The organism is Rhodococcus sp. 14-2496-1d, from assembly GCF_002259365.1.
In the GTDB taxonomy this organism is placed as follows: Bacteria; Actinomycetota; Actinomycetes; order Mycobacteriales; family Mycobacteriaceae; genus Rhodococcoides.
In genome coordinates, this window is the sequence record NZ_NPFV01000007.1 from 19,465 (window position 1) to 44,747 (window position 25,283).

The 25,283-nt window shown below is 66.2% G+C and carries 14 protein-coding genes; 1 reads left to right on the forward strand and 13 read right to left on the reverse strand.

Going from position 1 to position 25,283, the window contains the following annotated elements; translation table 11 throughout:
• Positions 1–18: 18 nt before the first annotated feature.
• Positions 19–1,062, reverse strand: a complete 1,044-nt coding sequence (locus tag CH296_RS04330; protein WP_045196680.1) for an iron ABC transporter substrate-binding protein — start codon at positions 1,060–1,062, stop codon at positions 19–21.
• Positions 1,063–1,180: 118 nt separating this feature from the next.
• Between CH296_RS04330 and CH296_RS04335 the strand changes: the two genes are divergently transcribed.
• On the forward strand, positions 1,181–2,389 hold the full coding sequence (locus CH296_RS04335) for an FAD-dependent monooxygenase (protein ID WP_094684110.1): 1,209 nt from the start codon (positions 1,181–1,183) through the stop codon (positions 2,387–2,389).
• A gap of 29 nt (positions 2,390–2,418) precedes the next feature.
• Here the strand turns inward: CH296_RS04335 and CH296_RS04340 are convergent, their stop codons facing one another.
• From CH296_RS04340 to CH296_RS04395, 12 genes are all read right to left on the reverse strand, one after another.
• On the reverse strand, positions 2,419–3,312 hold the full coding sequence (locus tag CH296_RS04340; protein WP_094645736.1) for a siderophore-interacting protein: 894 nt from the start codon (positions 3,310–3,312) through the stop codon (positions 2,419–2,421).
• A gap of 83 nt (positions 3,313–3,395) precedes the next feature.
• Positions 3,396–4,202 carry an ABC transporter ATP-binding protein gene (locus CH296_RS04345; RefSeq protein ID WP_094630436.1) on the reverse strand — a complete coding sequence of 269 codons (807 nt, stop codon included), beginning with the start codon at positions 4,200–4,202 and terminating at the stop codon, positions 3,396–3,398.
• Entirely contained in the window at positions 4,199–5,263 is a 1,065-nt protein-coding gene (locus CH296_RS04350; protein WP_094645841.1) for an iron chelate uptake ABC transporter family permease subunit, read from the reverse strand. Before CH296_RS04350 ends, CH296_RS04345 begins: the two co-directional genes overlap by 4 nt.
• A complete protein-coding gene (locus CH296_RS04355; RefSeq protein WP_094630650.1) occupies positions 5,263–6,327 on the reverse strand; it encodes an iron chelate uptake ABC transporter family permease subunit in 1,065 nt (354 codons plus the stop codon). The genes CH296_RS04350 and CH296_RS04355 overlap by 1 nt, the downstream gene beginning before the upstream one ends.
• Before the next feature lie 5 nt (positions 6,328–6,332).
• A complete protein-coding gene (locus CH296_RS04360; RefSeq protein ID WP_045196691.1) occupies positions 6,333–7,604 on the reverse strand; it encodes a lysine N(6)-hydroxylase/L-ornithine N(5)-oxygenase family protein in 1,272 nt (423 codons plus the stop codon).
• Positions 7,601–8,017: an aspartate 1-decarboxylase gene (gene panD / locus CH296_RS04365; protein ID WP_032395938.1), complete on the reverse strand. Its 417-nt coding sequence runs from the start codon at positions 8,015–8,017 to the stop codon at positions 7,601–7,603. Before panD ends, CH296_RS04360 begins: the two co-directional genes overlap by 4 nt.
• Positions 8,017–9,363: a salicylate synthase gene (locus CH296_RS04370; protein ID WP_094630435.1), complete on the reverse strand. Its 1,347-nt coding sequence runs from the start codon at positions 9,361–9,363 to the stop codon at positions 8,017–8,019. Before CH296_RS04370 ends, panD begins: the two co-directional genes overlap by 1 nt.
• A 105-nt stretch (positions 9,364–9,468) precedes the next feature.
• Positions 9,469–11,361: a siderophore-interacting protein gene (locus CH296_RS04375; protein ID WP_094630449.1), complete on the reverse strand. Its 1,893-nt coding sequence runs from the start codon at positions 11,359–11,361 to the stop codon at positions 9,469–9,471.
• Positions 11,362–11,426: 65 nt separating this feature from the next.
• The gene (locus tag CH296_RS04380) at positions 11,427–12,500 is read right to left on the reverse strand and encodes an ABC transporter substrate-binding protein (RefSeq protein WP_254924184.1); all 1,074 of its coding nucleotides are present in this window, start codon (positions 12,498–12,500) and stop codon (positions 11,427–11,429) included.
• Between the two features lie 80 nt (positions 12,501–12,580).
• Positions 12,581–20,224, reverse strand: a complete 7,644-nt coding sequence (locus tag CH296_RS04385) for a non-ribosomal peptide synthetase (protein WP_094684111.1) — start codon at positions 20,222–20,224, stop codon at positions 12,581–12,583.
• Positions 20,225–23,587: a non-ribosomal peptide synthetase gene (locus CH296_RS04390; RefSeq protein WP_094630432.1), complete on the reverse strand. Its 3,363-nt coding sequence runs from the start codon at positions 23,585–23,587 to the stop codon at positions 20,225–20,227.
• Entirely contained in the window at positions 23,584–25,278 is a 1,695-nt protein-coding gene (locus tag CH296_RS04395) for an AMP-binding protein (protein ID WP_179277625.1), read from the reverse strand. The genes CH296_RS04390 and CH296_RS04395 overlap by 4 nt, the downstream gene beginning before the upstream one ends.
• Positions 25,279–25,283: the final 5 nt, after the last annotated feature.

The window sequence follows — 25,283 nt, forward strand, 5'->3', positions numbered from 1 at the left end:
CCCGGAACCGAGGATTGCCTAGATGATTCCGACGTCGGTCAGCAGGGTCTGGGTGGCCTCGAGAGACGAGAGGCGACCCAGATCGAGATCGGTCGAGCCCAGCTCCGACAGCGGCGGCAGGTCGTAGTCGGAGGTGACTCCGTCGATGACGGGATATTCGGCGGTCTCGTTCGCGAAGTAGGTCTGCGATTCGGTCGAGAGCAACTCGCGCACGAAATCGAAGGCCGCTTCCTGGTTGTCCGAAGCAGCCAGCACACCCGCACCGGCGACGTTGATCAGTGCGCCGGGGTCGCCGGGCTCGAAGTAGTGCAGCTCGACCGGGGCGTCGTCGCCGTTCTCGTCCTTGAAGGGGTACCAGTAGTAGTGGTTGAGCAGACCGGTGGCCACCTGTCCGTCGTTGACGGCGGTCAGCAGCGGGCCGTTGCCCTCGAAGGCGACGGGCTCGTTGGCGACGAATCCCTCGAGCCAGGTGCGGGCACCGTCCTCGCCGCGCTGCACGCGCAGGGCGGTGACGAAGGCCTGGAACGAGGCGTTGGTCGGTGCGTAGCCGATCTGTCCGCGCCAGCGTGGGTCGAGCAGTCCGTCGATGCCGGTGGGCAGGTCGGCTGCCTGCACCGAATCGGAGTTGTAGGCCAGCACACGAGCCCGCGCGGAGGTGGCGACCCAGGTGCCGTCGGCACCGCGGTACTGCTCGGGGACCAGGGAGAGGATGTCCTCGGGCAGCGGTGCGAGAGCGCCCGCCTCGTCGAGGGCACCGAGTGCTCCTGCGTCCTGTCCGTAGAAGACGTCCGCCGGGGTCGCGTCGCCCTCTTCGAGGATCTTTGCGGCCTGGGCGTTGGTGTTGCCGGAGTAGTCGACCTCGATACCGCCGCCGATGCGCTCGATCAGGGGGTCGACGAGCTCTTCACCGCGGCCGGAGTACACCACGAGGGCAGACTCAGCGGAGGCGGACTCGGAGGTGGACGTGCCGTCGTCGGACGAGCCGTCCGAGCTGCATGCGACGAGACCGAGGGCGAGGGTTGCGCTGATCGAGAGCAGCGCCAGACGGCGAACGGTGAACACGGTTCTCCTGACCAAAACGGGACATTGAAGACAATTCGATGAAAGTACACCACAAAGGTGAGGCTCAGCTACTTTCCCTCCGGGATTGAACGACCGGCCGCCCGGGCATGCGCGCCCCATGACTTCTCGTGTTCTCGTCACCGGTGCCAGCATCGCCGGTCCCACCGTTGCGTTCTGGCTGGACCGAGCCGGCTTCGAGGTCACCGTCCTCGAACGCTCACCGCAACTGCGACTCGGCGGCCAGAACATCGACGTTCGCGGCTCCGGCCGCGAGGTACTCCGGCGCATGGGCCTGGACGCGACCCTCCTCGCGAACGGCACCACCGAGAAGGGCACCCGATTCGTCGACGACGCAGACGCCACCATCGCGGCCTTCCCGGCCGGCGACGGAACCCATGACGGGCCGACGGCGGAGTTGGAGATTCTGCGGGGCGAGTTCGCGCGGATCCTCGTCGAATCCGCCGGACCACGAACCGAGTATCGCTACGGCGATCGCGTCGTCGGCGTGGTCCAGGATGCCGACGGAGTCGATGTGACATTCGCAACGGGCGCAGCGGAAAGGTTCGACCTCGTTCTCTTCGCCGACGGAATACGTTCCAGCAGCAGGGAACTGGTGTTCTCCGGGGAGGCCGAGACCACACCCGTCGGCCTGTACACCGCCTACGGCGTACTGCCGAAGGGACCGAGCGACGACGGCTGGTGGCGCTGGTACAACGCCCCCGGATCTCGCGTGGCGAATCTACGACCGGACAACCTCGGCACGACGCGATTCAGCCTGTCCTGGGTGTCCGACGACAGCGGCTACGAGGGGGCGTCCACCGAACGCGTCATCGCCGCCCTGCGTTCGACATTCGCCGATGTCGGTTGGGAAGTGCCCCGGATCCTGGACTCGCTGGGACCGGACTCGGAACTGTACGTCGACTACCTGGCGCAGGTGAAGGCCCCGCGCTGGTCCGACGGCAGAATCGGCATGCTCGGCGATGCCGCCTGGTGCGCAACGCCGTTGAGCGGCATGGGAACAACGTTGTCGGTCACCGGCGCGTACGTGCTCGCGGGCGAGCTCGCGCGCGCGAATGATCATCGCGCCGGATTCGAGGCCTTCGAGGCGCGTATGCGTCCGTTCGTCGAGCAGGCGCAGAAACTCCCACCCGGCGTGCCTCGCGTCGCGCATCCGAAGACCTCGGCAGGAGTCGCTGCATTCCGCACCGTACTTCGCCTGGCCGGATCCAAGCCTGTACAGGCCGTGACCAGCAAGTTCCTCGGTCCCGACGCGGCGACGCTAGAGCTGCCGGATTACGAGTTCGACGCAGCCCCACGTGAGCGGTAATTCGACCCCTGCTACGAAGTTCTGCTCACCTACAGTCCGACACGTTCCAGCAGCGCATCGAATGCTTCGCTGGCTTCCTGCTCCGAGCGGCCGGATTCGATGACGCCGTTGTACACCGCCAGCGCCTCCTCCTGGTATTGCTTGTACTTCTCGAGCCACTTCTCGGAGTCGGCGCGCCAATATCCGATGATGTCGAAGTACGCGATGTCGTAGCCCAATTCCTTGCGGAAGTGCTTGCGCACCCGACGCGAGGACGACGCCTCGCCGGCGAACCACACGTAGCCACGTCCCTCGGGCAATGGGTACGCCAGCACCGCGTCGTCGAGAACGCTTGCGCTGTCGCCGTTTCCGGATCCGATACGCCAATCGAACGTCACGTCGGCGGGGGTCTCGAAGGATTGGATGTCGCCGCGCTCGAGCACCTCGACGATCGCGTGCGCACGCGTTCCGGCGGGCAACTGCTCGACGAGACGACCGAGTGCGGGCAACCCGGTCATGTCCGCGACCAACAGCAGCCATTCGACGTCGGCGGGCGGTGAGTACCAGGAGCGCGGGCGGGTGAACAGCACCGTCTGCCCCGGGGCGGCCTGCTGGGCCCAGGTCGATGCGACACCGCCCTCGTGTGCGAAGAAGTCGATGGTCAGCTCACCGCGCTCCTCGTCGAGGCGGCGAATGGTGTAGTTGCGTCCTTCGGGAGCGTCGTCGAGACCGTGGAACCACCAGAGACCGTCGACCTCGGTCATCGGCGGCGGGATCACTTCGCCTGCCCTGGGGAAATAGACTCCGACGCATTCGTCGGGCACCCCGAGCGTGCGGTAGCCGGCGACGTGCTCGCCGCCGAAGGTCACACGCACCATGTGCACCGTGAGTCGTTCCACCGCAACGACGTCGGCGTAGTGGAAGCCACGCGGTTGTTCACTCATCTTCGTCCTCGATACATATCTCGACGTCACTCCTGCGAGAAACCCTCAGGGCCGACTCGGGGCCGTTCTCCCTCAACTTTAAACTAAGCCTTGCCTAGCCTGCGACCGACCACCTTGGGGATCACCAGCGGAGTGTGCGATTCCGGATCGTCGATGATGCGGCACGGCAGCCCGAAGACCGCCTCGACCAGCTCGGCGGTGACGACGTCGGCGGGCGCGCCCTCGGTGACCACTGCGCCGTCCTTCATCGCGATGATGTGGTCGGCGTACCGGCAGGCGTGGTTGAGGTCGTGCAGCACGGCGACGAGAGTGCGGCCGTTCTCGCGGTTCAGAGTGGCCAACAGGTCGAGCAGTTCGATCTGGTGGGCGATGTCGAGAAAGGTGGTCGGTTCGTCCAACAGCAGCAGCGGTGTCTGCTGCGCCAGAACCATTGCCACCCAGACGCGTTGCTGCTGTCCGCCGGACAGTTCGTCCACCGGACGAGCCGACAGCGATGTCACTGCCGTTGCGTTCATGGCCTCGATCACCGCAGCCTCGTCCACCGCCGACCACTGCCGGATCAACTTCTGATGCGGATAACGGCCCCGCGCAACGAGATCGGCCACCGAGATCCCGTCGGGCGCGATGGAGGTCTGCGGAAGCAGGCCGAGGCGTCGGGCAACTTCTTTCGCGGGATACGACGAGATCGCCTTCCCGTCCAGCAGAACGGTTCCGTGCGTCGGCTTCAGCAGCCGCGAGAGCGCCCGCAGCAGAGTCGACTTACCACAGGCATTCGGTCCCACGACGACGGTGAACTTGCCGTCGGGAATCTCGACGGTCAGGTTCTCGCTGATGACGTTGCTGTCGTATCCGACCGTGATCTCGTCGGTGTGCAATCGAGGCTTCGTCACTGCTTCCTGCCTTCCCGCGCCAACAACCACACGAAGTATGCGCCGCCGACCGATACGGTCACCACACCCACCGGCAGCTGGGTGGGAGCGAACACGCGCTGCGCGACAACGTCGCTCACGACCAGCAGCAGCGCTCCCATGCACGCGGCAGGCATCAGCGCCACCGACGAGGTGCCGGTGAGGCGGCGAGCCAACTGCGGCGCGGCGAGCGCGATGAAGGAGATGGGTCCCGCGGCCGCGGTGACCATCGCGATCAACGCGACACCCAGAAACACCAGCATCAGACGGGTCGGCTCGGCGCGCACGCCGAGCGCCCTCGCCGCGTCGTCCCCCATCTCCAGCATCGGCAGCCGACGCGAGAGCACCGCCGAGCACGACGCGATGACGACCGACACTGCCAGTACAGGCCCTACCTGCGACCACCCCAGCCCGTTCAGGGTGCCCGCACCCCACACGGCGGCCGCGATGGCGTCGTCCAGATCGGCCCTGATCACCAGCCAGGTGTTGACGGAGGCCAGCACGGCGCTGACCGCGATCCCGACGATGATCAACCGAAAGCCCTGCACCCCGCGCCGGTACGCGAGCAGGTAGACCACGGCGGCCGTTGCGAGTCCGCCGACGAGCGCGCCTGCTCCGGTCCGGTAGTAGCCACCACCGAGAGTGAGGATGACGACGAGCGCGCCGGTGTAGGAACCGGTACCGAACCCGATGATGTCCGGGCTGCCCAACGGATTTCGCGTCAAGGATTGAAAGACCGCGCCCGATACACCGAGGGCGGCACCGAACAGGAAGGCCAGTGCCACTCGGGGAAACCGCCACTCCATCACCACGATCTCGGTCAGGCGTGGCGCATCGCCGAACACTGCGGCGAGCACCTCGTTCGGCGGAATGTAGAGGTCGCCGGTACCGACGGCGACGATGGAGACCACCGCCGTCACGGCAAACAGGGCCGCGCAGACGCCCACCGTTCGGATGCCGATGCGGCCGTCCACTCGATCCCGCACTCGCACGACCCACAACTTTCGGCCGAAATCGATGTTGCCGCCGCGTTGCTCACCGATCACAGTCCGCTCGCCTTCTTCCGGCGAACCAGCACGATCAGCACCGGTGCGCCGACGAACGCGGTGACGATACCGACCTGCAGCTCCCCCGGCCTGATGACGATGCGGCCGACCACGTCCGAGAGCAGCAGCAATCCCGGTGCCGCGAACACCGTGTAGATCAGAATCCAACGCTGGTCCGGTCCGACGATCCAACGCACCATGTGCGGGATCATCAGTCCGACGAATCCGATGGGCCCGGCCGCCGCCGTCGCGGCTCCGGCGAGCAGAGTCACAGCGACGACGCCGACGATTCGCGTCCGAACCACGTTCGCTCCCAGTGACCGGGCCAGATCGTCGCCGAGCGATATCGCATTGAGGGGACGAGCGATCAGGGCCGCCAGAAAGACTCCGAGCGCGATGAACGGGGCAACCTCGGACGCGATGTCCAGGCCTCGACCGGCCAACGACCCCGCGCCCCAGAACCTCATCCTGTCGAAGGCATCCGGATCGAGCAGCAGCATGCCCGAGGTGACGCCGCCCAGTACCGCACCGAGCGCAATTCCGGAGAGCGTCAAGCGAATCGGAGTGGCTCCGGCGCGCCCCAGTGACCCCAGCGCGTACACCACGATCGTTGCGAACACCGCCCCGGCGAACGCGAACCAGATGTACGAGCCGATTCCGGTGAAACCGAACACGCCGACGGCGATCGCGACGAAGAACGCGGCCCCGGCGTTGACGCCGAGAATTCCCGGGTCGGCCAGCGGATTTCGCGTCATCGCCTGAATCAGCGCACCGGCGACCCCGAGGGCGAGTCCGACGAGCAAACCCAGAACCGTACGCGGAAGCCGCAGTTCGCGGACGATCACGGATTCGGTGGATCCGTCGGCGTGTAGCAGCCCGTGCCACACCCGACCGATCGGGATGTACTCGGTGCCCACCGAAATGCTCACCAAGCACAGCGCTGCCAGAACACCCAGGACGACGAACAACCCTGCGGCCCGACGCGCATCGGTGCGAGCGAGACCACCGACTTCGGCCGGAACATCTCGCTGTTCCGGCTCGTCGCCCACGCTCGCACTCACCCGATTCACACCACCGATCGCACCCTCGCGCTCACTGCGGACTTCACGATCTCACCGCTGCGAACAGCGATGTTCGACAGCAACGACGAGGTCAGACCGTGCGTGTGCTCGGTACCGCCCTGCAGGTAGATCGAACCCGCACTCGGTTCGCGCGTCACGAGTCGGTAGTCCCGCGTCACGCGAGGACCGCGGGAGTCGTATTCGACGGCGTCGAACAGCGGACCGAGGATCTCGGGTAGATCGAGGGACGTGAAGCCGGTGGCATAGACGACAGCGTCGCACAGTATGTCCTCGGCCAGACCCGTCGGGCCGTGCTCGACGGCGACCCGGACGCCGGACGGCTCCTCGACGGCGTCGACCACTCGAGATGCTCCGTGCACGAACAGCCTGCGCTGCCCGCTGACCCGCTCCGCGTACTCGCGCGAGTACAGCTCCTCGATCAGGGGCAGGTCGACGGCGGAGTAGTTGGTACCGCGGTGATACTGCAGCAGCTGCTCGCGCAGCGTGTGGGACGACGAATAGAAGTCGTCGACGGCCGTCGGATCGAAGATGCGATTGGCATAGGGGCTGTCGTCGGCGGGGCTGTACCCGTACTTGCGGAGCACCGCGTGCACGGAGGAATCGCCGTACGACGAGTGCAGGTAGTCCACCACCTCGGCCGCGCTCTGCCCGGCACCGACGACGACGAACGTGCGATGCGTCCGCGACGGCAGGCGGTCCAGGTGCCCGAGGAGATCGTGGTTGTGGAACTGCCGCGCCGACGCCGTCACCCCGTCCGGCAGGGTGGCCGTCAAACCGCCGGCGAGCACGATGTTGCGACCCCGCACGGTCCCGGTTCGTCGTCCCTCGGTTCGGACGCCGTAACCGTCACCGGTGTCGACGACGTCCACTGCCCGGGTGCCGTAGTGCACCGTCGCGTCGACCTTTCCGGCGGCCCACGTCAGGTAGTCGTGGAATTCGAGCCTGCTGGGGAAGAACGTCTGCAGGTTGATGAAGTGATTGAGTCGACCGTGCTCCGACAGGTACGCCAGAAAGGTGTACTCGCTGCCTGCGTTGCGCTGGGTCGCCAGGTCCTTGAGAAACGAGATCTGCATCGTCGTCCCCGGCAACAACATGCCGGGGTGCCAGGCGAACTCGTCCTTGGACTCGACGAAGCAGGCCGTCAACCGTTCTGTGGGAGCGCAGGTTCGGTTGTGCTCCTCGATCGCGATGGCCAGTCCCAGATTGGAGGGCCCGAATCCGACGCCGACGATGTCGTAGTTCTCGTGCGACGTCATCGAACGCTCGCCCCCGACATCTGATCGACGGCACCCGGAACCGGCTCGGACGGGTCGACTCCGAGAGCGACGATCTCGTTGGCAGAATCGACGTGCACCACCGACGGGGTGTGCGAGGACAGCTCGGAGTCTTCCACCTGTCGGAACGACATGATGATCACCAGATCACCTGGAGACACCAGATGCGCTGCTGCGCCGTTGATTCCGATGACACCGGAACCGGGGTGCCCTTCGATCACATACGTCACCAGGCGCGCTCCGTTGGTGATGTCGACGACGTGAACCTGTTCGCCCTCGATCAGGTCGGCGGCGTGCATCAAAGTGGAGTCGATGGTGATCGAACCGACGTAGTGCAGGTCGGCGTGAGTGACAGTGGCGCGGTGGATCTTTCCACCCAACATGGTGCGATGCATCAGGCGTCTTCCTCCTTCTTACGGACGAGATACGGGGCGACGCTGCCGAGTTTCTCGCAGGTTTCGTCGAATTCACGATCGGGAGTCGACTGGCCGACGATGCCGGCACCGGCACGCAGCCATGCCGATCCGCGCTGTTCGTACACAGCTCGAAGCACCAGCGCCGCTTCGAGTTCCCCCGCGGACGACGCCTTCACGACGGCCCCGGAGTACAGGCCGCGAGGCGGGTCGTCGAGCCGCCCTATCGCCTCGATGGCCTCACGTTTGGGAATGCCCGATGCCGTGACGGCCGGGAACAGTGCCCCGAAAGCGTCCCAGCAGGACAGGTCGTCACGCAGACGTGCCCGCACGGTCGACGCGAGGTGCTGGACGCTTCCGCGCTCTCGCACACTCATGAAGTCCGACACGGCGGTCGACCCGGGTCGTGCGATCGATTCCAGCTCCTCGAACGAGGTACGAACGGACACAGCGTGTTCGGTGATCTCCTTGGGATCCTGCTCGAGATCGGATTTCGCTGCGGAGTCGGCATCGGAACCCAAGCCGAAGGCCCGCGTGCCTGCCAACGGTTCGGTGGTGACCACACCACGTGCGTCGACGGACGCAACCAGCTCCGGGCTGAAACCCGAGGCACGTAGGTCACCGAGGTGCAAAAGGAACGAGCGAGCCGGAGTGTTCGCTGCTCGCCCCGCCCGGTAGGTACCGGGCATGTCCAGATCGAACGGAATACGCACCGTGCGAGAGAGAATGACCTTGGCGTACTCACCTCGGTGAATCTCTGCAACAGCTTGCGCCACCCGACCGCGATAGTCGTCGAGGTCGCCGCCGACATCGAGCGGGTGGACCGTCGGTGGCTCGTCGACGGAGGCGGCGGTGAGTACGGCGAACACCGCGGCGCGGTCCTCCTCGGTCCCGGTGACCTCGATATCGTCGCAGTCATGTCCGAATCGGACCTCGACTCGCGGCACGACCAAATGGGCGAGCACCTCGTCGGACTCGGACTCGGCGACGGCGTCGTGCAGGTGGGCTGCGAACCCGAATCCGACGTAGCCGTACGCATTCCAGGATTCGCGAGTGAGACCGTCGCAGGCCTCACGCAACGCCGCCGCCGGGTTGCCGGACCACCGACGCACCGTCGGTGCCCCGCTCCCCCACGTTGTCGTGACGACATCCGGTTGCAGGACGATGCGAGCGACCACGCCACCCGCGAACACCCAGCGTCCTCTGTCCTCGTACACGACGTACTCGTCGAACAAGCCGGACTCGGCCAACGTGACCACCGTCTGCAACCCGCGCTGCAGGATGGTCGTATCGGCCGTGCCCGACGCCGTTTCTTCGACAACGGTCATGTGTATGTGCACTCCTGACGGTGAATCGGTCCGAGACCGCGCATCGCGCGCAACCGACATGCCGAGAGCATCGCCGCGCGCCTTCAGTAGGCAACGCTAACCTAACTAGGCCTCGCGCACAACGGCTTCGGACGCACGCCGCAGGTCGAGTACGGCGATGCCCCAACCGACCAGTCGAGACGCGGTCACCGTCAGTCCCGCCGCGGCTGCCACCGAGTCGAACTCGGCTCTGGTTCGCACTCCGCTGCCGTGCATGCACAGCATCAGCAGATCGAACTCGGCCTGGTCCTCGTTGATCGACTGCTCGTCCGACAGCCGTTCCACCACAATCAGTTTGCCGCTCTCGGAGACGCCCGATGCGGCACTCGCCAGCAGCAACGCCAGATCGTCGTCGCGGTAGTGCCCGGTGACCTCGAGCAACAGATACGCGTCGAATCCACCGGCCGGGGTCGTACGCGGTTCGGACACGACGCTCTGAGCGCACTCGGTCACGCGCGCCGGAAGTTCCGGCCTCGTCTGCAGATCACGTCGGACGAGGTCGAGCTCGCTCGGCAATCCGAGAACGGTTGCCGATATCGCGTCGTGGGCCGTCAGGATCGAGCCGAGCACCACACCGGAGGCCGCACCGGTCACCGCCAGCGTCGACACGTCGTCGAACGAATAGTCCTGCACGAGGGCCGGACCGAGGAACGCAGCCTCGTCGGCGATGTGGTTGTGATGCAGTTCGGTCAGCCGGGACGAACCTGCGAGGTCCTCACTCAACGTCCTGCCGGTGAGCAGGCTGGCGCTGGCACCGCCGGTGCGCAGGCTCTCCACGAGGCCGGTGATCGACAGTTCCACTCGCGCCTCGATTCCCTCGAGATCCAGCCAATGCGAGATCCAGTCGTCACCGAGCATGGCCTCACCGATATCGGCGAGGACCACACCGCCGTCCGAGTCCTCGCCGAGCACGTCGACGGCCCGCAGATAGCGGACGAATTTTGCCAAGGCTCGCACGTCGGTGCCGGTGACCGTCGCCAGCTCACCAACGGTGCGTACGCCGCGCGAGACATGCAGCGGGATGCGCAAGGTGTTGGCCGCTCTGATTGCGAAGGGCGAGAACAACTCCGCACGTTCGGCGAGCCTGTCGAACGGCTCGGATTCGCGGGCGGTCAGATCGGGAACTTCCGGATCGTCCGTGCGAGTGAGAACCTCTGCGCGACGCCAGTATCCGGTGACCTCGACCATTTCGGGCGGTAGGGCGCGATCCTCCCGCAGGTATCGCCTGATGCCCTTGAGGGCTGTGGATTCGCCTGCGACCCAGGCGAACACGGTTCCGTCCCACCAGGGCGCTCTGCGCACGGCCGTTTCGAGCAGATCCCCGGTGCCTGCAACTGCGCCGTCGCGGTGGAGCCAGGTGATCTCGGCGTCGGCGGCCGTCGGCAGCGGTAGTTCTCGCTCGGCGTCGGCCACCTCGACGAACACCCGGATTCGCTCCCCAGCCGCGGCCTCGTCGAGATAGCGAGCAACGGCAGGCAACGCTGTCTCGTCGCCGACGAGCAACACCCAATCCACCTCGGCGGGTGCATGACCCGACCGCACCGGACCGAGCAGCGGGATGGAGTCACCCACCGAGCAGCGACGCCCCCACGTCGATGCAATTCCGGTGTCGTGGGTGACGAAATCGAGCGTCAGTTCCGCACTGTCGGTATCGACGCTGCGCACGGTGTAGTTGCGAGTAACCGGCCGCGGGTCGCGCGGCCACTCCACCGTGCGCTCGTGCTGGACGGGCAGCGCCATCGTGCCCATGTCGTCGAGAGGAAAGAACAGGCGAACGAAATCGTCGAATCCCTCACTGCGCAGCGCCGGGAACTCGAATCCGTCACGCGTGAACTCACGCAGCTGCGGCCCACCCAACACGATCCTGCGCATTCCAGGACCGAGTTGCCGCGTGTCGATCACGGTGGCCGTACGGATGACTTCGGGAAAGACGACCTGAAGTCGGTGGGACCTTGCCACGGTGAAACACGCTCCTTCTCGGATGAATGCACGTCTGCGGTGCGTCGGGTGGGCCTGCGCTCGGATCAGCCCTGGACGTTCTCGGCGGCGGTGTTCAGCGCCGATGCCACGTCATCGAGGATGTACGGAATGGTGAGCACCGTCAGGCCGCCGAACGCGAAGTTCTTGTCTGCACTGAGGTTCTCGGTCGATGCAGTGCGCCCCTGCGCCAGCACGGGCTGCGAGGCCACGGCCGGTTCGACGAGGAAGGCACCCAGCGATTCCTTGTCGTAGGCGACGACGAACAACACATCCGACTTCAGCAGCGAGGCCTGCTCGAGGCTGAGCTCGAAGTACACGGCATCGGGATCCTCGACCGGGTCGGCCTCCTGGATAGTGGGCTCGTTGACCAGACCGAGCTGTTCGAGGAACTCGACGCGCACGTCGTCGTCCTTGCTGACGGCGAACGTGCCGGGCGCGTTGGGCAGCGCGATGGTGACCGTCTTACCCTTCAGCGCCGGATATTTCGCAGCCGCGTCGGCGATGGAACCCTCGACTCCGGACACCAGATCGGCGGCCTCCTTCTCCTTGCCCAGGGCCTTGCCCGCGATGGTCAGCTGGTCCTCCCACGAGGTGGTCCACTGCTCGTCCGGGTACGCGACGACCGGCGCGATGTCGGAGAGCTGGTCGAACTCCTCCTGGGTCAGTCCCGAGTACGGGGCGAAGATGAGATCGGGGGCGGCGGCGGCGAACTGCTCGACCGGGACCGCGCCGGTTCCGTCACCGGAGAGCAGCGTGGGTGTTTCGCCGCCCAGGTCGGCGAGCGCCTTCGCGTCCCACTGCAGAATGCCGCGGTCGTCCGCTCCGTACTGAGCGCCGTCGAAGGTCGGCATGGCGACGGGCACGACACCGAGGGCGAGAATGGCGTCCTGGTTGGACCAACCCCAGGTGGCGATCCGCTCGGGTGCCTCGGGGATCGTCGCGGATCCGAGTGCGGAATCGATGGTGACCGGGAATGCCGATTCCTGCGCAGCAGTCGTGGATTCGGCTGTGGGTGCCTCGTCGGTACTACCGCTGCACCCGGCGGCGAGGGCGATGGTCAGCCCTCCGGCGAGCGCGATCGACGCGGCGCTCCTCATCCACTTCGTACGAACCTTCATCGTTGCTCGGTACCTCTCGACTCGACCACGCGCTTCGGCGTCCAACACCCGACCGGGTGAGGCGACTGACAAGGTAACACTTATGAGGTAACCCTTGCCTCACTAGGAGCATCAGCAGTGAGTATTCGGCACGTGGCCGACAACGCGTCGTGCCACAGCCCTGCGAGTTCCTCGACACCGGACAGCACCCCCTCCGGCCAGCTCATCGTCACACCCAGCACGGACGAGCCACGGAGGTCGTGGATGTAACTGTCCACGATCAACGCGTAGCCGCAGGGGGTGTTCACCCCGGGGGTCGAGTCGAGGCTGCTGCGCAGCCGACTGGCACCGAACGGCCCGTCGGTTGTCGCGTCGAAACGACCTAGGTAGTTGAATTCGATGTCTGCACCGGGTGTTCCGCGCAGAGTCTCGCCGGCGTCGCCGCCCATCCACCGCAACAGTCCATAGGTCGATCCATCTCCCGGCACCGAGTCCCTGGACGCCTTGGCGGCGGTTGTCAGTTCACGCAGAACGGACTCTGCCGCAGGGAGATTCCCCTCGTGCGCGGTCAAGGTGCGGTGATCCCGAGGCTTCGCGGTCAGACGGAGCGGGAACACCGCAGTGAGCCATCCGACCACGGCCGAGCCGTCCACTCGGTCGGAGGCCACTCCCGAGCGTCCGTGACCTTCGACATCGACGACGAACGACTGCGGGTCCACCGCATCGGGATTCGTCCAGTGTGCCGCTGCCGCAGCGAAAGTCGCCAACAGCAGGTGTTCGACGGAGACTCCGAGGTGAGTACGAGCCGCCGATATCAGCCCTGCACTCTCGTCCTCCGACAGGGCGAAGAGAGTGGTACGCACGCGGGCACCGGTGTCGATCGACGGGTCGAGTGGCCGCGTCGACGGAATCTGCGCCGCTCCGTCACCGATGCTCGCCCAGTAGTCGAGATCGGCGAGCACCTCGGGCGAGTCTGCGAGACTGCGCATCTCGTACGCCCACTGCCGCATCGACGGACCGACGGGGTTTCGCTCGACGGCGGCCTGCGTCCAGCAACCGACCAGATCGGGCAACAGTATCCGCCAACTCACTCCGTCGACCACGAGGTGATGCAGCGTGATCAGCAGCTCTCCCGACGACGCGGGATCGCGTCCGTGCCGCAGCCACACGACATCGACCATCCTCGCCGCGGCCGGATTCAACCGCGCACGTGCAGAACGTGATTCGGCAGCGACCCGATCCGCCGGCTCGGACTCGGTCGTTCCGTCGCAATCCTCGATGCGAATCCACTCGGTCACATCGGCGGTGCCGTCCGGCAACACCGTGAAGCCGGACTCCGAACCCGGGCTCCGCTGGAATCGAGAATGCAGAATCGGATGCCGAGCAACGAGGCGGACGAGGAGCTGCGTCAGCGAGTCCTCGGTGAGCGACGCCGGAGCATCGAGCAACACCGCCTGCGAGATCTCGTCGATGGGCCCGTCGAGTGCGTCCATCCACCGGACGATCGGTGTCAGCGGAACGTCCCCGTAGGGGCCGACAGCAGGGGTTGCGTTCGACGGTTCGCTCGACTCGAGCTGACCTGCAATGGTTTCCGGCGTGCGGAGCGACACGATGTGCCGCGGTGACACCCCGACGCCGGCCGATCGGAGCCTCGCGGACAGCTCCATCGCCATGATGCTGTCGCCGCCCAGATCGAAGAAATCGTCGTCGGCACCGACCTGGGGCAGGTGCAACACCTCGGCCACGGCAGCGCAGATCCGCCGCTCGGCATCGGTACGTGGAGCACGCCCGGTCCGTATCGAGAACACGGGCTCGGGCAACGCGGAGGCATCGACCTTGCCGTTCGGCAACAGCGGAAAAGCATCGAGCACGGTCAGTGACGCCGGCACCATGTACGACGGCAGCAGAGCCCGCAACCGGGCACGGGCAAGATTCGTGTCGAGCTCGCGATCCGACGCCGCAACCAGATACCCGGCGAGCGTGGCGTTCCCGGTATCGGCACCTCGGACCACCACTCGCGCGTCGGCGACTGCGTCGAGGTCGCGCAATCGAGCCTCGACCTCCCCCACCTCCACTCGGTGGCCACGAATCTTGACCTGATCGTCCGAGCGGCCGCCGTATCGCAGCGCAGCGTTCTCGGTCCACGCCACGAGATCTCCGGTCCGGTACAACCGCGTGCCGTCCGCAGCGAAGGGATCGGCAACGAAGCGGTGAGCCGTACGCCCCGGTGCGTGCCGGTAGCCCCGCGCGACTCCGGGACCGGCCAGGTAGAGCTCGCCGAGCACGCCGGGCGGGACCAGCCGCAGATTGCGGTCCAGCACATATGCCCGCATGTTGGTCACCGGCCTACCGATCACCGGCTCGCTCACCAGTTCGGTGGAGGTGTACACCGCATCCACCGTCGCCTCGGTCGGGCCGTAGAAGTTGTAGGCCACCAGGGTTTCACTGGTGCGCAGTCGATTCCACAAGTCCGCAGATACCGCTTCTCCGCCGACCCCGACCGTGGACAGCGTGTCGATCGATCCCACTCGCATCATCTGCTCGAGCAACGACGGCACGACCTCGACGAAGTCCGCCGACAGCTCCGTCAGCCGGGCTGCCAGTTCCACCGGGTCGAGGACGGTCCCCGGATCGATCAGATGAAGTGTGTGACCGCCGAACAGCCACAGCTGCGGTTGCCAGGACGCGTCGAAGGCCATCGACCACGCGTGCGCAACGTTCAGTGTGGGCCTGCCCGCGCGAGCGATCGCCGGAGTGTGCACGTTCTCGCGGTGCGAGTGGTACAGATTGGCCAGGCCTCGATGCGAGACCAGAACGCCCTTGGGCACACCCGTCGTACCGGAGGTGTAGATCGTGTACACCGGATGATCGGGATGCAACGATGCCCGACGCTCCGCATCGGTCACGGCGACGGAATCCGTGGACGACGGCTGCAGCGCCGCAACGGAATCCGTGGTCACCGTAACCACCGGCTGTGCTTCGTCGAGGATCTGGCGAGTACGCTCGACCGGCCAGTTCGGATCCATCGGCAGGTAGGCAGCCCCCGACTTCATCACGCCGAGGATCGCTGCCATCGTCGTCGCCGTGCGCGGGGCCTCGACGGCCACGATGTCCTCGGCGCCGATTCCGGATCCGATGAGCGATCGTGCAATTCGATTGGACACGCGATCCAACTCCGCGAACGTCCACACCGTGGTGTCGTCCTGAACAGCGATCGAATCGGGCTGCTGCGCAACACGATCGGTGAACAAGTCGACCATTGTTCCGTCAGGGTAGGCGCGCTCGATGCCGGCGCACTCCGAGGTCAGCCGAGCCGCCGTCGACTCGTCCACGAGGGACACCGACGCGATGGGCGGGTCGCCCGGCTCGGCGAACGTTCGAAGCACTGCCGTCATGGCCGGCGCCACCGCATGTGCGCGCTCCGCCGACACGGCGTCGCTGCGGTATTCGAGCACCAGCCGCAGTCTTTCGCCGGGGAACACCGTCAACGTCAGTGGGTAATGAGTCACCGTATGGAACCGGGCGACCGAGACCGAGAAGTCCTCCGAGTCGATACCGTTCGTTTCGGCGGTGGCGAAGTTCTCGAACACCACGAGGGTGTCGAACAGTGTCCCCCGGCCGACTGCCTTCTGGATGTCCGACAGGCCGACGTGATGATGCGCGGCAACGGCGATGGAGAACTCGCGCAGGCCCGCGAGAATCGACGACAGGGTGGCATCGCGACCGACCGCGGCGCGCACCGGGATGGTGTTGATGAACAACCCGACCATGTCCCCGACACGGTCCAGGTCCGTCGGGCGGCCGGATACCGTCGACCCGAACACGACCGATTCGCTGTCGGTGAAGGACGACAGAACCACGGCCCATGCCGCATTGATCAGCTCGCTCGCCGTCACCGATCGCCGACGGGCGGAGTCGGTGAGGCGAGCAGTGTCGTCGGCATCCCAGCCGATCTCGATCTCCCGAACCTCGGACCGGTCGTTCGAGGTCAGCGGTGCGGACGGCGCGATGGTCGTGGGAGCGACGTCCGGGCCGAGCGCCTCGCGCCATACATCGATCGACGAGTCGTCCCGACGCGACAGCCACTGCAGGTAGTCGTCGAACGGAGCCGGAGCCGGTAGATCTCGGCCTCGGTACAGCATGAACAACTCGGTGCCGACGGTCCCCATGGACCACCCGTCGACGAGCAGATGGTGCACGGTCAGCACCACACGGTGCAGCTGTTCTCCGCAGTCCAGCACGAGAACTCGCACGAGCGGATCGTGCTCGATATCGAAGGTACGGCGATCCTCGAGCACCGATGCGCGCGCCGAGTACGAATCCGGATCGTCCACCGCGTGCCTGACGACCTGCACCCGACCCGCATCACGGACGGCGACGGTGGTCCCCGTACTCAGCGTGAGAAAGCGTGAGCGCAGAGCAGGATGACGATCGAACAGCGCGTCCAGCGCGGCGTCGAGTCGATCGGTGCGTAGCTCGCCGCGCACCTCGAACTCGGTGGCGATGACGTAGATCTCCGCGACGCCGTCCCCGGCGGCAACGGACTGGAATGCCAGACCCTGCTGCAGCGGAGTCGCCGGACGTGCGAGATCGGCGTCGACACCGAGTCGGCTCAGTTCGGCCAGATCGTCTGCATCGAGCAACGGGGTAGTGCTGTCGGGTTCCGCTGCGCCGACGGCACATTCGGCCTGTCGGGCTCGTCGGACGAGTCCGGAGACGGTACGGCATTCGAAAACGTCCGCCGTGGTGATGGCCAACCCGGCTCCCCGCGCGTGATACACGAGCGTGATGGCGGTGATGCTGTCGCCGCCGAGTGCGAAGAAGTCGTCGTCGACGCCGATGGACTCGGCACCCGCACGAGTGGCGTCGACGAAAAGGCCGACGAGGCAACGCTCGTCGTCGGTGGCAGCTGCACGTGAGCGGCTGGGTTCGCTGTCCGGAATTCCTCTCTGTACCAGAGCGATCCGGTCCGTCTTGCCGTTGGGAGTGTTCGGCAGTCGGTCGAGCGGCACCCAGAACGTCGGCACCAGGTAGTCGGGTACACGGGCGCGCAGAGCGTCGCGTACTGCCGCGGTATCGACACTCTCGGGGGTCAGGTAAGCAACGAGCACGGTCGCGCCTGCGCTGTCCGTCACCGCCACCACCGCGCATTCGTTCACGGATTCGCTGTCGGCCGTGAGGTTCTCGACCTCACCGAGCTCGACGCGATGTCCCCGGACCTTGACCTGCCTGTCGTCGCGTCCCAGGAATTCCAGCGCTCCGTCGTCGACGATGCGGGCGCGGTCACCGGTGCGATACATTCGCCCACCGTCGACGCGAGGGTCCGCGACGAAGCGAGCCGCGGTGTCCGCAGGCCTGCCGGCGTACCCGCGGGCAAGTTGGGCTCCCGAGACGTAGATGTCGCCGCCGACGCCCGTCCGTACCGGGAGCAAGCGGCCGTCGAGCAACCCGAGGACCGTGTTGTTCACTGCCGTTCCGATGACCGTCGGATCACCTGCGACGCGATGCACCGCGACGTCCCCGGCCACCTCGGACGAGCCGTAGGAGTTGTGTACCGAGGCGTGGGGCGTGGCGTGTCCGATGGCGTCGATCGTGCTGCTGGTCAACGGCTCTCCGCTGAGTATCCAACCGGTCAGCGAACGGCATTCCGGCGTCGAGGTGGTTGCCAATGCCGCAGCGAGTGACCCCACGGCGGTGATCTGCTCGGCACCGGATCGATCGAGGAGCGCAGCCAACGCGCCCGCGTCGGCGTACTCGTGGTCCTGCGCCAACACCACTCGTTGACCCGCGAGGATTCCGGTGAGCAGTTCCGTGGCCCCGTCGATGAACGACAGCGAGCTCTTGGCAATCCGACTCGTGGGTCCGCCCCATCGCTCGGTCGCCCAGTGCAGGCGATTGGCGAGCGCGTTCCTCGAGCCGAGCACACCCTTGGGTGTACCTGTCGAACCCGAGGTGTAGACGAGATATGCCCCGCAGTCGCCCGGAATGCTCAGGGCGAAGGGTTCTTCCACCGCCCCCGTAGCCGAACTCGAACGGGTTCTCGTCGCGGTCTCGAGTTCGGCCAGCGCGGCAGGTGTGGCGTCGTCGACCAACAGGATGTCGTGGCACGAATCCGACAACAGGTGGTCGATACGCTCGCGCGGGTAGCGAATGTCGATGGGAACGAACACCGCACCCACGTCGATGGTCGCCAGCAGCGCGGCCACCATGTCCGTACCCCTGCCGAGGGCGATAGCGACACGGCTCTCGGTCCCGACGCCGTGGGCGCGCAGGAGCGCCGACACCTCGGACACCCGAGTCCGGAGTCGGCCATACGTCGTCTCATTGTCGCCGACCACCAGCGCGATGTCCTCGCTCGACCGCGCGAACCTCTCTGCAAGGGCCGCTTCCAGCGTCGGCACCGACCGGTGTGGCCCGATGCTGTATCCCTGGCCGTCCGGGGCCGACAAGAGCTGCGGCACATCGACGTCCGGACGGCTCGTCAGTCGGTCCAGCATCTCGACGAAGGTCTCGGCGCACACCGTGGCCGAACGATGATCGACGGCTGCGTCGTCGTGCAGGACGAATGCCCACAGCGTCGGGTCGGGCCCGACGATCAGAGCCATCGGAAAACTCATGTGCGCGCCCAGTACCGTGACCTCGTCCACGACGGGGTGCTCGACGGCCGCCTCGCTCGCATTCGGGACCGGTGCCGGATAGTTCTGGTACACGACGATGGTGTCGAACAATTCACCGCCACCAATGGTTCCGGCGATGTCGGACAGGCCGAGGAATCGGTGCTCGTCCAGGTCGAGATGGTCTGCCTGTAGGCTGTCGACCACCTCTGCGACCGCCGACGTCGAATCGAACCGAAGCCGCACGGGCACGGTGTTGAGCAGCAGACCGACCATCGCCTCGGCCCCGTCCAGATCGAACGGCCTGATGGAGCTCGCCATTCCGAACGACACGTCGACTGCTCCGGTGCGAGCTGCCAGCATCGACGCCCACGCCACCTGCACCACCACGTTCGTGGTCACTCCGCGGCTCCGCGCGTAGTCGGCGACGCGTCGTCCCAGCCGGTCGTCGATGTCGAGATCGATACGGGAGGATGAATTCGCCTGTGACGGTGCGCCGTCTGCGATCAGGGTCGGAGAATCGAAGCCGTCGAGATACTTCGCCCACCGCGCCAGCGCCGCATCACGATCCTGACCGGCCGTCCAGGCCAGGTAGTCGGAAAAGTCCGGAGCAGGGGGCAGAGCAGCCGACTCCACCGATGTGTAGAGGGCGATCAATTCACGAACGAAGATGGCCTCGGACCATCCGTCCATCAAGGCGTGATGGTAGGTGATCAGTACCCGTGGCGACCGAGGATCGGTGGAGTACGCGAATCGGATCAACGGACCTTCGAAGAACGCGAATCCGGCGGACCTGTCGCGGCCCAGATGATCGTTCCACTCTCCGACGACAGGTGTCGGTTCCGGTGTCGATGCGCGCGGAACCACCCACACCAGGTCGCCGTTACGGCGCTGGCGCAGCTGCGCTTTGATGTTCGGATGACGCTCGAGCAGATGTTCGAGGGCGCGGGTGAGACGGCCGCGATCCACCGGAGCAGACAGGTCGAGCACTGTCTGCGACAGGTACGGGTCCTGTGTCGCCGCAGCAAGACTCGACTGCAGGTACATGCCGGTCTGCAGCGCCGTCAGCGGGAGGACAGCGGCGATCTTGGATTGCGAAGCGGCCGCGGTATCGGTCGTCGTCTCGGTCACTCAGATACTGCTTTCGAATTCGTCGAGCTCGTCCTGGGACAGATCCACGGTGACCGCCGCAGCAGAGACCGCAGGCCGGGCGGAGTCGTCGGTGACGAGCTCCGCACCGAACATCCGCACTGTTCGGTTGCGCATCACCTCACGCGGTGCCAGCGGTATCGAGGCCTTGCGCGCCCGCGATGCCACGGCGAGGGAGGTGATGCTGTCACCGCCGAGGGCGAAGAAATCGTCGTCGATACCCACCCGGCCGACCCCGAGAACCGCCTCGACGATCTCGCACAACATCGTCTCCACCGGTGTTCGCGGCGGCACGAACGTACCGCCGCCCGCGGCGTCGACGGCGGGCAGAGCTCGTACGTCGAGCTTGCCGTTGATCGTCATCGGAACGCGATCCAGAGCGGCGAACAGCGTGGGCACCATGTACTCCGGCAGGACGGCCGCGAGCTCGTCCCGAATGGATCCGAACAACGCGGAATGGTCCTCGCCCGCAGCGGTATCGCGGGGAACCACGTACGCGGCGAGCGCCCGGGTACCCGCGCCGATCTCCACCGCTCGCACCACCGCACCGGCAACCGCGTCGCAGTTCGTCACTGCCCGCTCGACTTCCGCGGTCTCCACGCGATAGCCGCGGATCTTGACCTGGTCGTCGGCACGGCCCAGATAGTCGAACAGGCCATCGGGCCTGATCCGCACCAGATCGCCGGTGCGGTACATCCGCTCGCCCGGCGACCAGGGATCGGCGACGAAACTGGTTGCCGTCTGCGCGTATCGGTGCAGGTAACCGCGGGCCAGACCCACACCCGACAGATGCAGCTCACCGACAGATCCCACGGGGACGGGACGTAGCCACTGATCCAGAACGTACGCGCGGGTTCCGAGGATCGGTGCACCGATCGACGGGGTGTCACTGTCTCGGGTACCTGCACCGAGCGCATTGATCGTGTACTCGGTAGGTCCGTAGAGGTTGTAGCCGACACCGCCGAGCTGCTGCCACAACGAATCGGGCACCGCTTCCCCGCCGAGGAGCACCAGCGGAATCCGATGTCCGTCGTGCTCGTTCAGCAATCCCAGGTCCAGCAGGTGCCCGGCGTACGTGGGCGTCACGTTCACCACGTCGATCAGGTTCTGCTCGCAGTATCGCGCCAATGCTTCACCGTCACGGCGTAATTCCTCGTCGCAGACATGCACCTCGTGGCCTTCGACGAGCCACAGCAGCTCTTCCCACGACATGTCGAAGGAGAACGAAACGGTGTGCGCGATCCGCAGCGTCCGATCCCCGGCCGCGGCGATGGTCGGAACGAAGATCTCGTCTCGGTGGTTGATCTGCATGTTCGTCAGACCCCGGTACGGGGTGACGACGCCTTTGGGCGTGCCGGTCGAGCCCGAGGTGTAGATGACGTAGGCCGGGTGCTCGAGGCGGCCGGGTGTCCCGGGCGCGAACGGCCCCGAGTCGAACTCCAACGGCTCGATGCGTTCCGCCAATTCGGCTGCCACGGCGGGATCGTCGACGATCATCTCGGTGGCGTCGGTCGTCAGTCCTCGGGCCTGCGTCTCGGTGGTCGTCACCAGGATCGCGGGCCGCGCGTCGGCCAACATCAGGTCGAGGCGATCGCTCGGATAGTCGAGTTCGAGGGGCAGATAGGCCGAGCCGGTGCGCAGTACCGCGAACAGCGCCACCACCATCTCCACCGACCGCGGCAGCGCGAGGGCGACGATGCGTTCCGGACCGGCACCTCGGCGCAGGAGTGCCCGTGCGCACGCACCGACGCGCGCGTCCAAGTCTCCGAACGTCACTCGTTCGGCCCCGAACACCAGCGCGGTCGCGTCGGGCACGGATGCGGCCCGGTCGGCGAGCAACTCGGCGATCGTGGAATCTCCCAGGCGCTCGAGCCTGTCGTCGAAACCGTTGTCCACGATGCTCACCGATTCGGTGGCCGGTGCCGGCCACTGCGATATCGGCAGATCGGGCTGCTCGGCAACGGTTTTCAGAGCGTTCTCGAAGGACTCGAGCAGATACCCTGCGCGATCGTCGTCCACCGAGTCGGGCAGGTACGTCACCGACAGGTTCAGCTCGCTACCCGGGTCGACGGCAATCGACACCGGGAACTCCGAGCCGTCGACGGTCGAGACGTGTCGTACCCGATGCTCCGACGGAGCACCGGTGCCGACTGCAGGACCGGCCGCGTTGCGCAGCACCAGCAGGGTGTCGAACAGCGCACCGGCACCGATCGCCTTCTGAATTCCGCCGAGACCGAGGGTGTCGTGTGCCATCAGATCCAGGCGCTGATCCTGCACTCGCGCAGCGATGCTCGCGACGGTGTCGGATCCGCCTGCCGTGACCCGGAGGGGAACGGTACTGATGAACGCGCCGATGGCATGCTCCGAGCCCGGCACCTCCATCGGGCGCCCGGCAACGGCGGTACCGAACACCACGTCGGACCGACCGGATATGCGCATGAGCACGCCGGCCCACACGGCCGCCAACACGGTGAAGAGCGTCGACCCGGATTCGCGCGCAATCGAATCCAGTCGTCCGGAGACCGCCTGCGACAGTCTCCGTTCGACGCGTCGAGGAGCCTCGTCGCCGCCCTGACCCGATTCGGCCACCAGCGTGGGCGTGTCGACATCGCCGAACCAGCGCTGCCATGCCCGCTCGGACTCGACCCGGTCGCGAGAGGCCAACCAGCGCAGATACTCCCGGTAGCCGTGATCGAGGTTCGGGCTCGCGCCGTCGTACTGTTCCAGGACACGCGAGACCAACAACGCCGAGGACCCGCCGTCGAAACACCCGAACCAATAGGTCGTCAACAGGTGATCGACACCGTCGGGAAAGTGCACGAGCGTGACCCGGAACAGTGGCGGCGCAGCGATGTCGAACGACCGCTGCCGGTCGTCGGCGAGTATCCGGTTCCACTCTTGGTCGATCTCGCTCGCCGAGCAGCTACCGAGGTCCACCACCGTCAACGGTGCCTGCACCGTCGACAGAACCACTTGCACCGGCATGCCGCCGTCGGGAGTGACGAATGCCGTGCGCAGCGCCGCAGTGGAGTCGACCACCGACTGCAGAGCACGACGAACCCTGTCGCCGTCCAGAACCCGGTTCACCTCGACCACGGTACGAACGGTGTAGAGCTCGGTGGCGTCCGCATCCACGCCGACCTGATAGACCAGCCCGAGCTGCAGCGCAGACAACGGCCATACATCTTCGACGGAGCCGAATCGTGCTTTCAGCGAACCGAATTCGGTCGATTCGAGGTCGGCGAGAGGACCGCGCTCGATCTCGGCGGTCTCGCCACCTCGGGCGCGCCGGAGCCGATCCGCCAGCAACCGGCGCTTGATGTCGTCGAGATCGGTCGCCTTCATCGAGTCGCCTGCCGTTCGGAGGATTGCGTGACGAGCAAGGACTTGTCCACTTTGCCGATTGCCGTCACGGGCAGCGACGGTCGGGTCACCACACGGTCGGGCAGCTTGAACCCCGAGCAGCCTGCGGCCGTGAGGAATGCTCGCACCTCGGCGACGGTCGGAGCGCTGTCGTTTCCAGCGCCGTCGTTCCGAGCACTGTCGTTCGGCACGATCACGGCGCAGATGCTCTCTCCCACATCGGGATCGGGTACTCCGATCACCGCAGCTCGGGCAACTCCGGGATGGGTGAGCAGGAGATCCTCGAGCTCGTCGGCCGCGACGTTCTCCCCGTTGCGGGTGATGACGTCCTTGATCCGGCCGGTGACGACCAGGTGACCGGAAGGCAATCGTCGAACCTGATCTCCGCTGCGGTAGAAACCGTCGGGGGTGATGGCCGTCGTATTGTGCTCTGCCGCAGCGTAGTAGCCGTTGATGGTGTACGGGCCGCGGGTGAGCAGCTCGCCCGTCTGCCCTGCCGGGACGTCGTGACCGTCGGCGTCGACGATCCGGATCTCGTCGTGCTCGCACAGGGGACGTCCCTGGGTGCCGATCACCAGCTCCGGTGCGTCGTCGGTCCGTGTGTAGTTCAAGAGCCCCTCGGCCATCCCGAACACCTGCTGCAACCGGCACCCGAGCGACGGTTCGACGATCTTGGCGATCTCGGGTGTCAGCTTCGCTCCCCCGACCTGCAACAAGCGCAGGCTGGACAGGTCCGCCTCTTCCCAGTCCGTCGCCTCGCACCACAGATGTGTCAACGTCGGAACCACCGCGGTGACCGTGACCCGATGCCGCTCGATCACCGCGAACACCTGATCGGGACTGGGGGTACGGGAGAACACCACTGTTGCTCCGACCCCGAGAGCACCGAGCAGACCAGGACAGGCCAGCGGAAAGTTGTGCGCGGCAGGCAGAACCGCGAGGTACACGTCCTCGGCCGTCAGCTCACAGACCTGCGCGCTGGCCCGTGCGTTGTACTCGTAGTCGTTGTGGGTACGCGGAATCAACTTCGGCAGACCCGTCGTTCCGCCGGATACCAACAGCACCGCGATATCCGCAGGGGACGCGCGCGGAAAATCCCGTGGCGTACCGACGACCTCGGACAACGGACTGTGCGAGCCGCACGATCCATCGACGAAGACGTCCCGAATGCTCGGTACCGCCGCCACTGTCTCGTCGGCGAGCGCACGGTAGTCGAACTGTCCGTCCCGGTCGGCGATCACGTACGCCACGGCCTTCGATGTGGCTGCCAGATGGATGATTTCGCGTCGGCGATGTGCGGGGAGAGTCAGTACCGGGACCGCGCCGCACTCGAGCAACGCCAGCAGTACGACCGCGAACGACACCGAATTGGGTAGTTGCACCACCACTCGATCCCCCGGCCTGATGCCGCGGTCGGCAAACCCTGCTGCGGTCGTTCGTACTCGCGAATACAGCTCGTCGTACGTCAGCTCCTCGGATTCGTCCACTACCGCGCGTCCGGAGCCGAAGCGGTGCACCCACGAGGTGAACACGTCGGGAAGTGTTGTCTCGCGCCAGAGTCCGGCGTCGAGGTACGTTCGGGCGCGGCCCCGGTCGAACGGTACGAAGTCAGCGTTGTGCTCGATGACTGGGTGCACTGTGGATTCCCGATCGTGAAAGGAGTGGGTGGGCATGTCGA

What these genes read in the sequence shown, in the direction of transcription:
- CH296_RS04335 (WP_094684110.1), top strand. Translation starts at nt 1,181, where the DNA reads ATGACTTCTCGTGTTCTCGTCACCGGTGCCAGCATCGCCGGTCCCACC.
- CH296_RS04340 (WP_094645736.1), bottom strand. Translation starts at nt 3,312, where the DNA reads ATGAGTGAACAACCGCGTGGCTTCCACTACGCCGACGTCGTTGCGGTG.
- CH296_RS04360 (WP_045196691.1), bottom strand. Translation starts at nt 7,604, where the DNA reads ATGACGTCGCACGAGAACTACGACATCGTCGGCGTCGGATTCGGGCCC.
- panD (WP_032395938.1), bottom strand. Translation starts at nt 8,017, where the DNA reads ATGCATCGCACCATGTTGGGTGGAAAGATCCACCGCGCCACTGTCACT.
- CH296_RS04370 (WP_094630435.1), bottom strand. Translation starts at nt 9,363, where the DNA reads ATGACCGTTGTCGAAGAAACGGCGTCGGGCACGGCCGATACGACCATC.
- CH296_RS04380 (WP_254924184.1), bottom strand. Translation starts at nt 12,500, where the DNA reads ATGAAGGTTCGTACGAAGTGGATGAGGAGCGCCGCGTCGATCGCGCTC.
- CH296_RS04390 (WP_094630432.1), bottom strand. Translation starts at nt 23,587, where the DNA reads ATGAAGGCGACCGATCTCGACGACATCAAGCGCCGGTTGCTGGCGGAT.
- CH296_RS04395 (WP_179277625.1), bottom strand. Translation starts at nt 25,278, where the DNA reads ATGCCCACCCACTCCTTTCACGATCGGGAATCCACAGTGCACCCAGTC.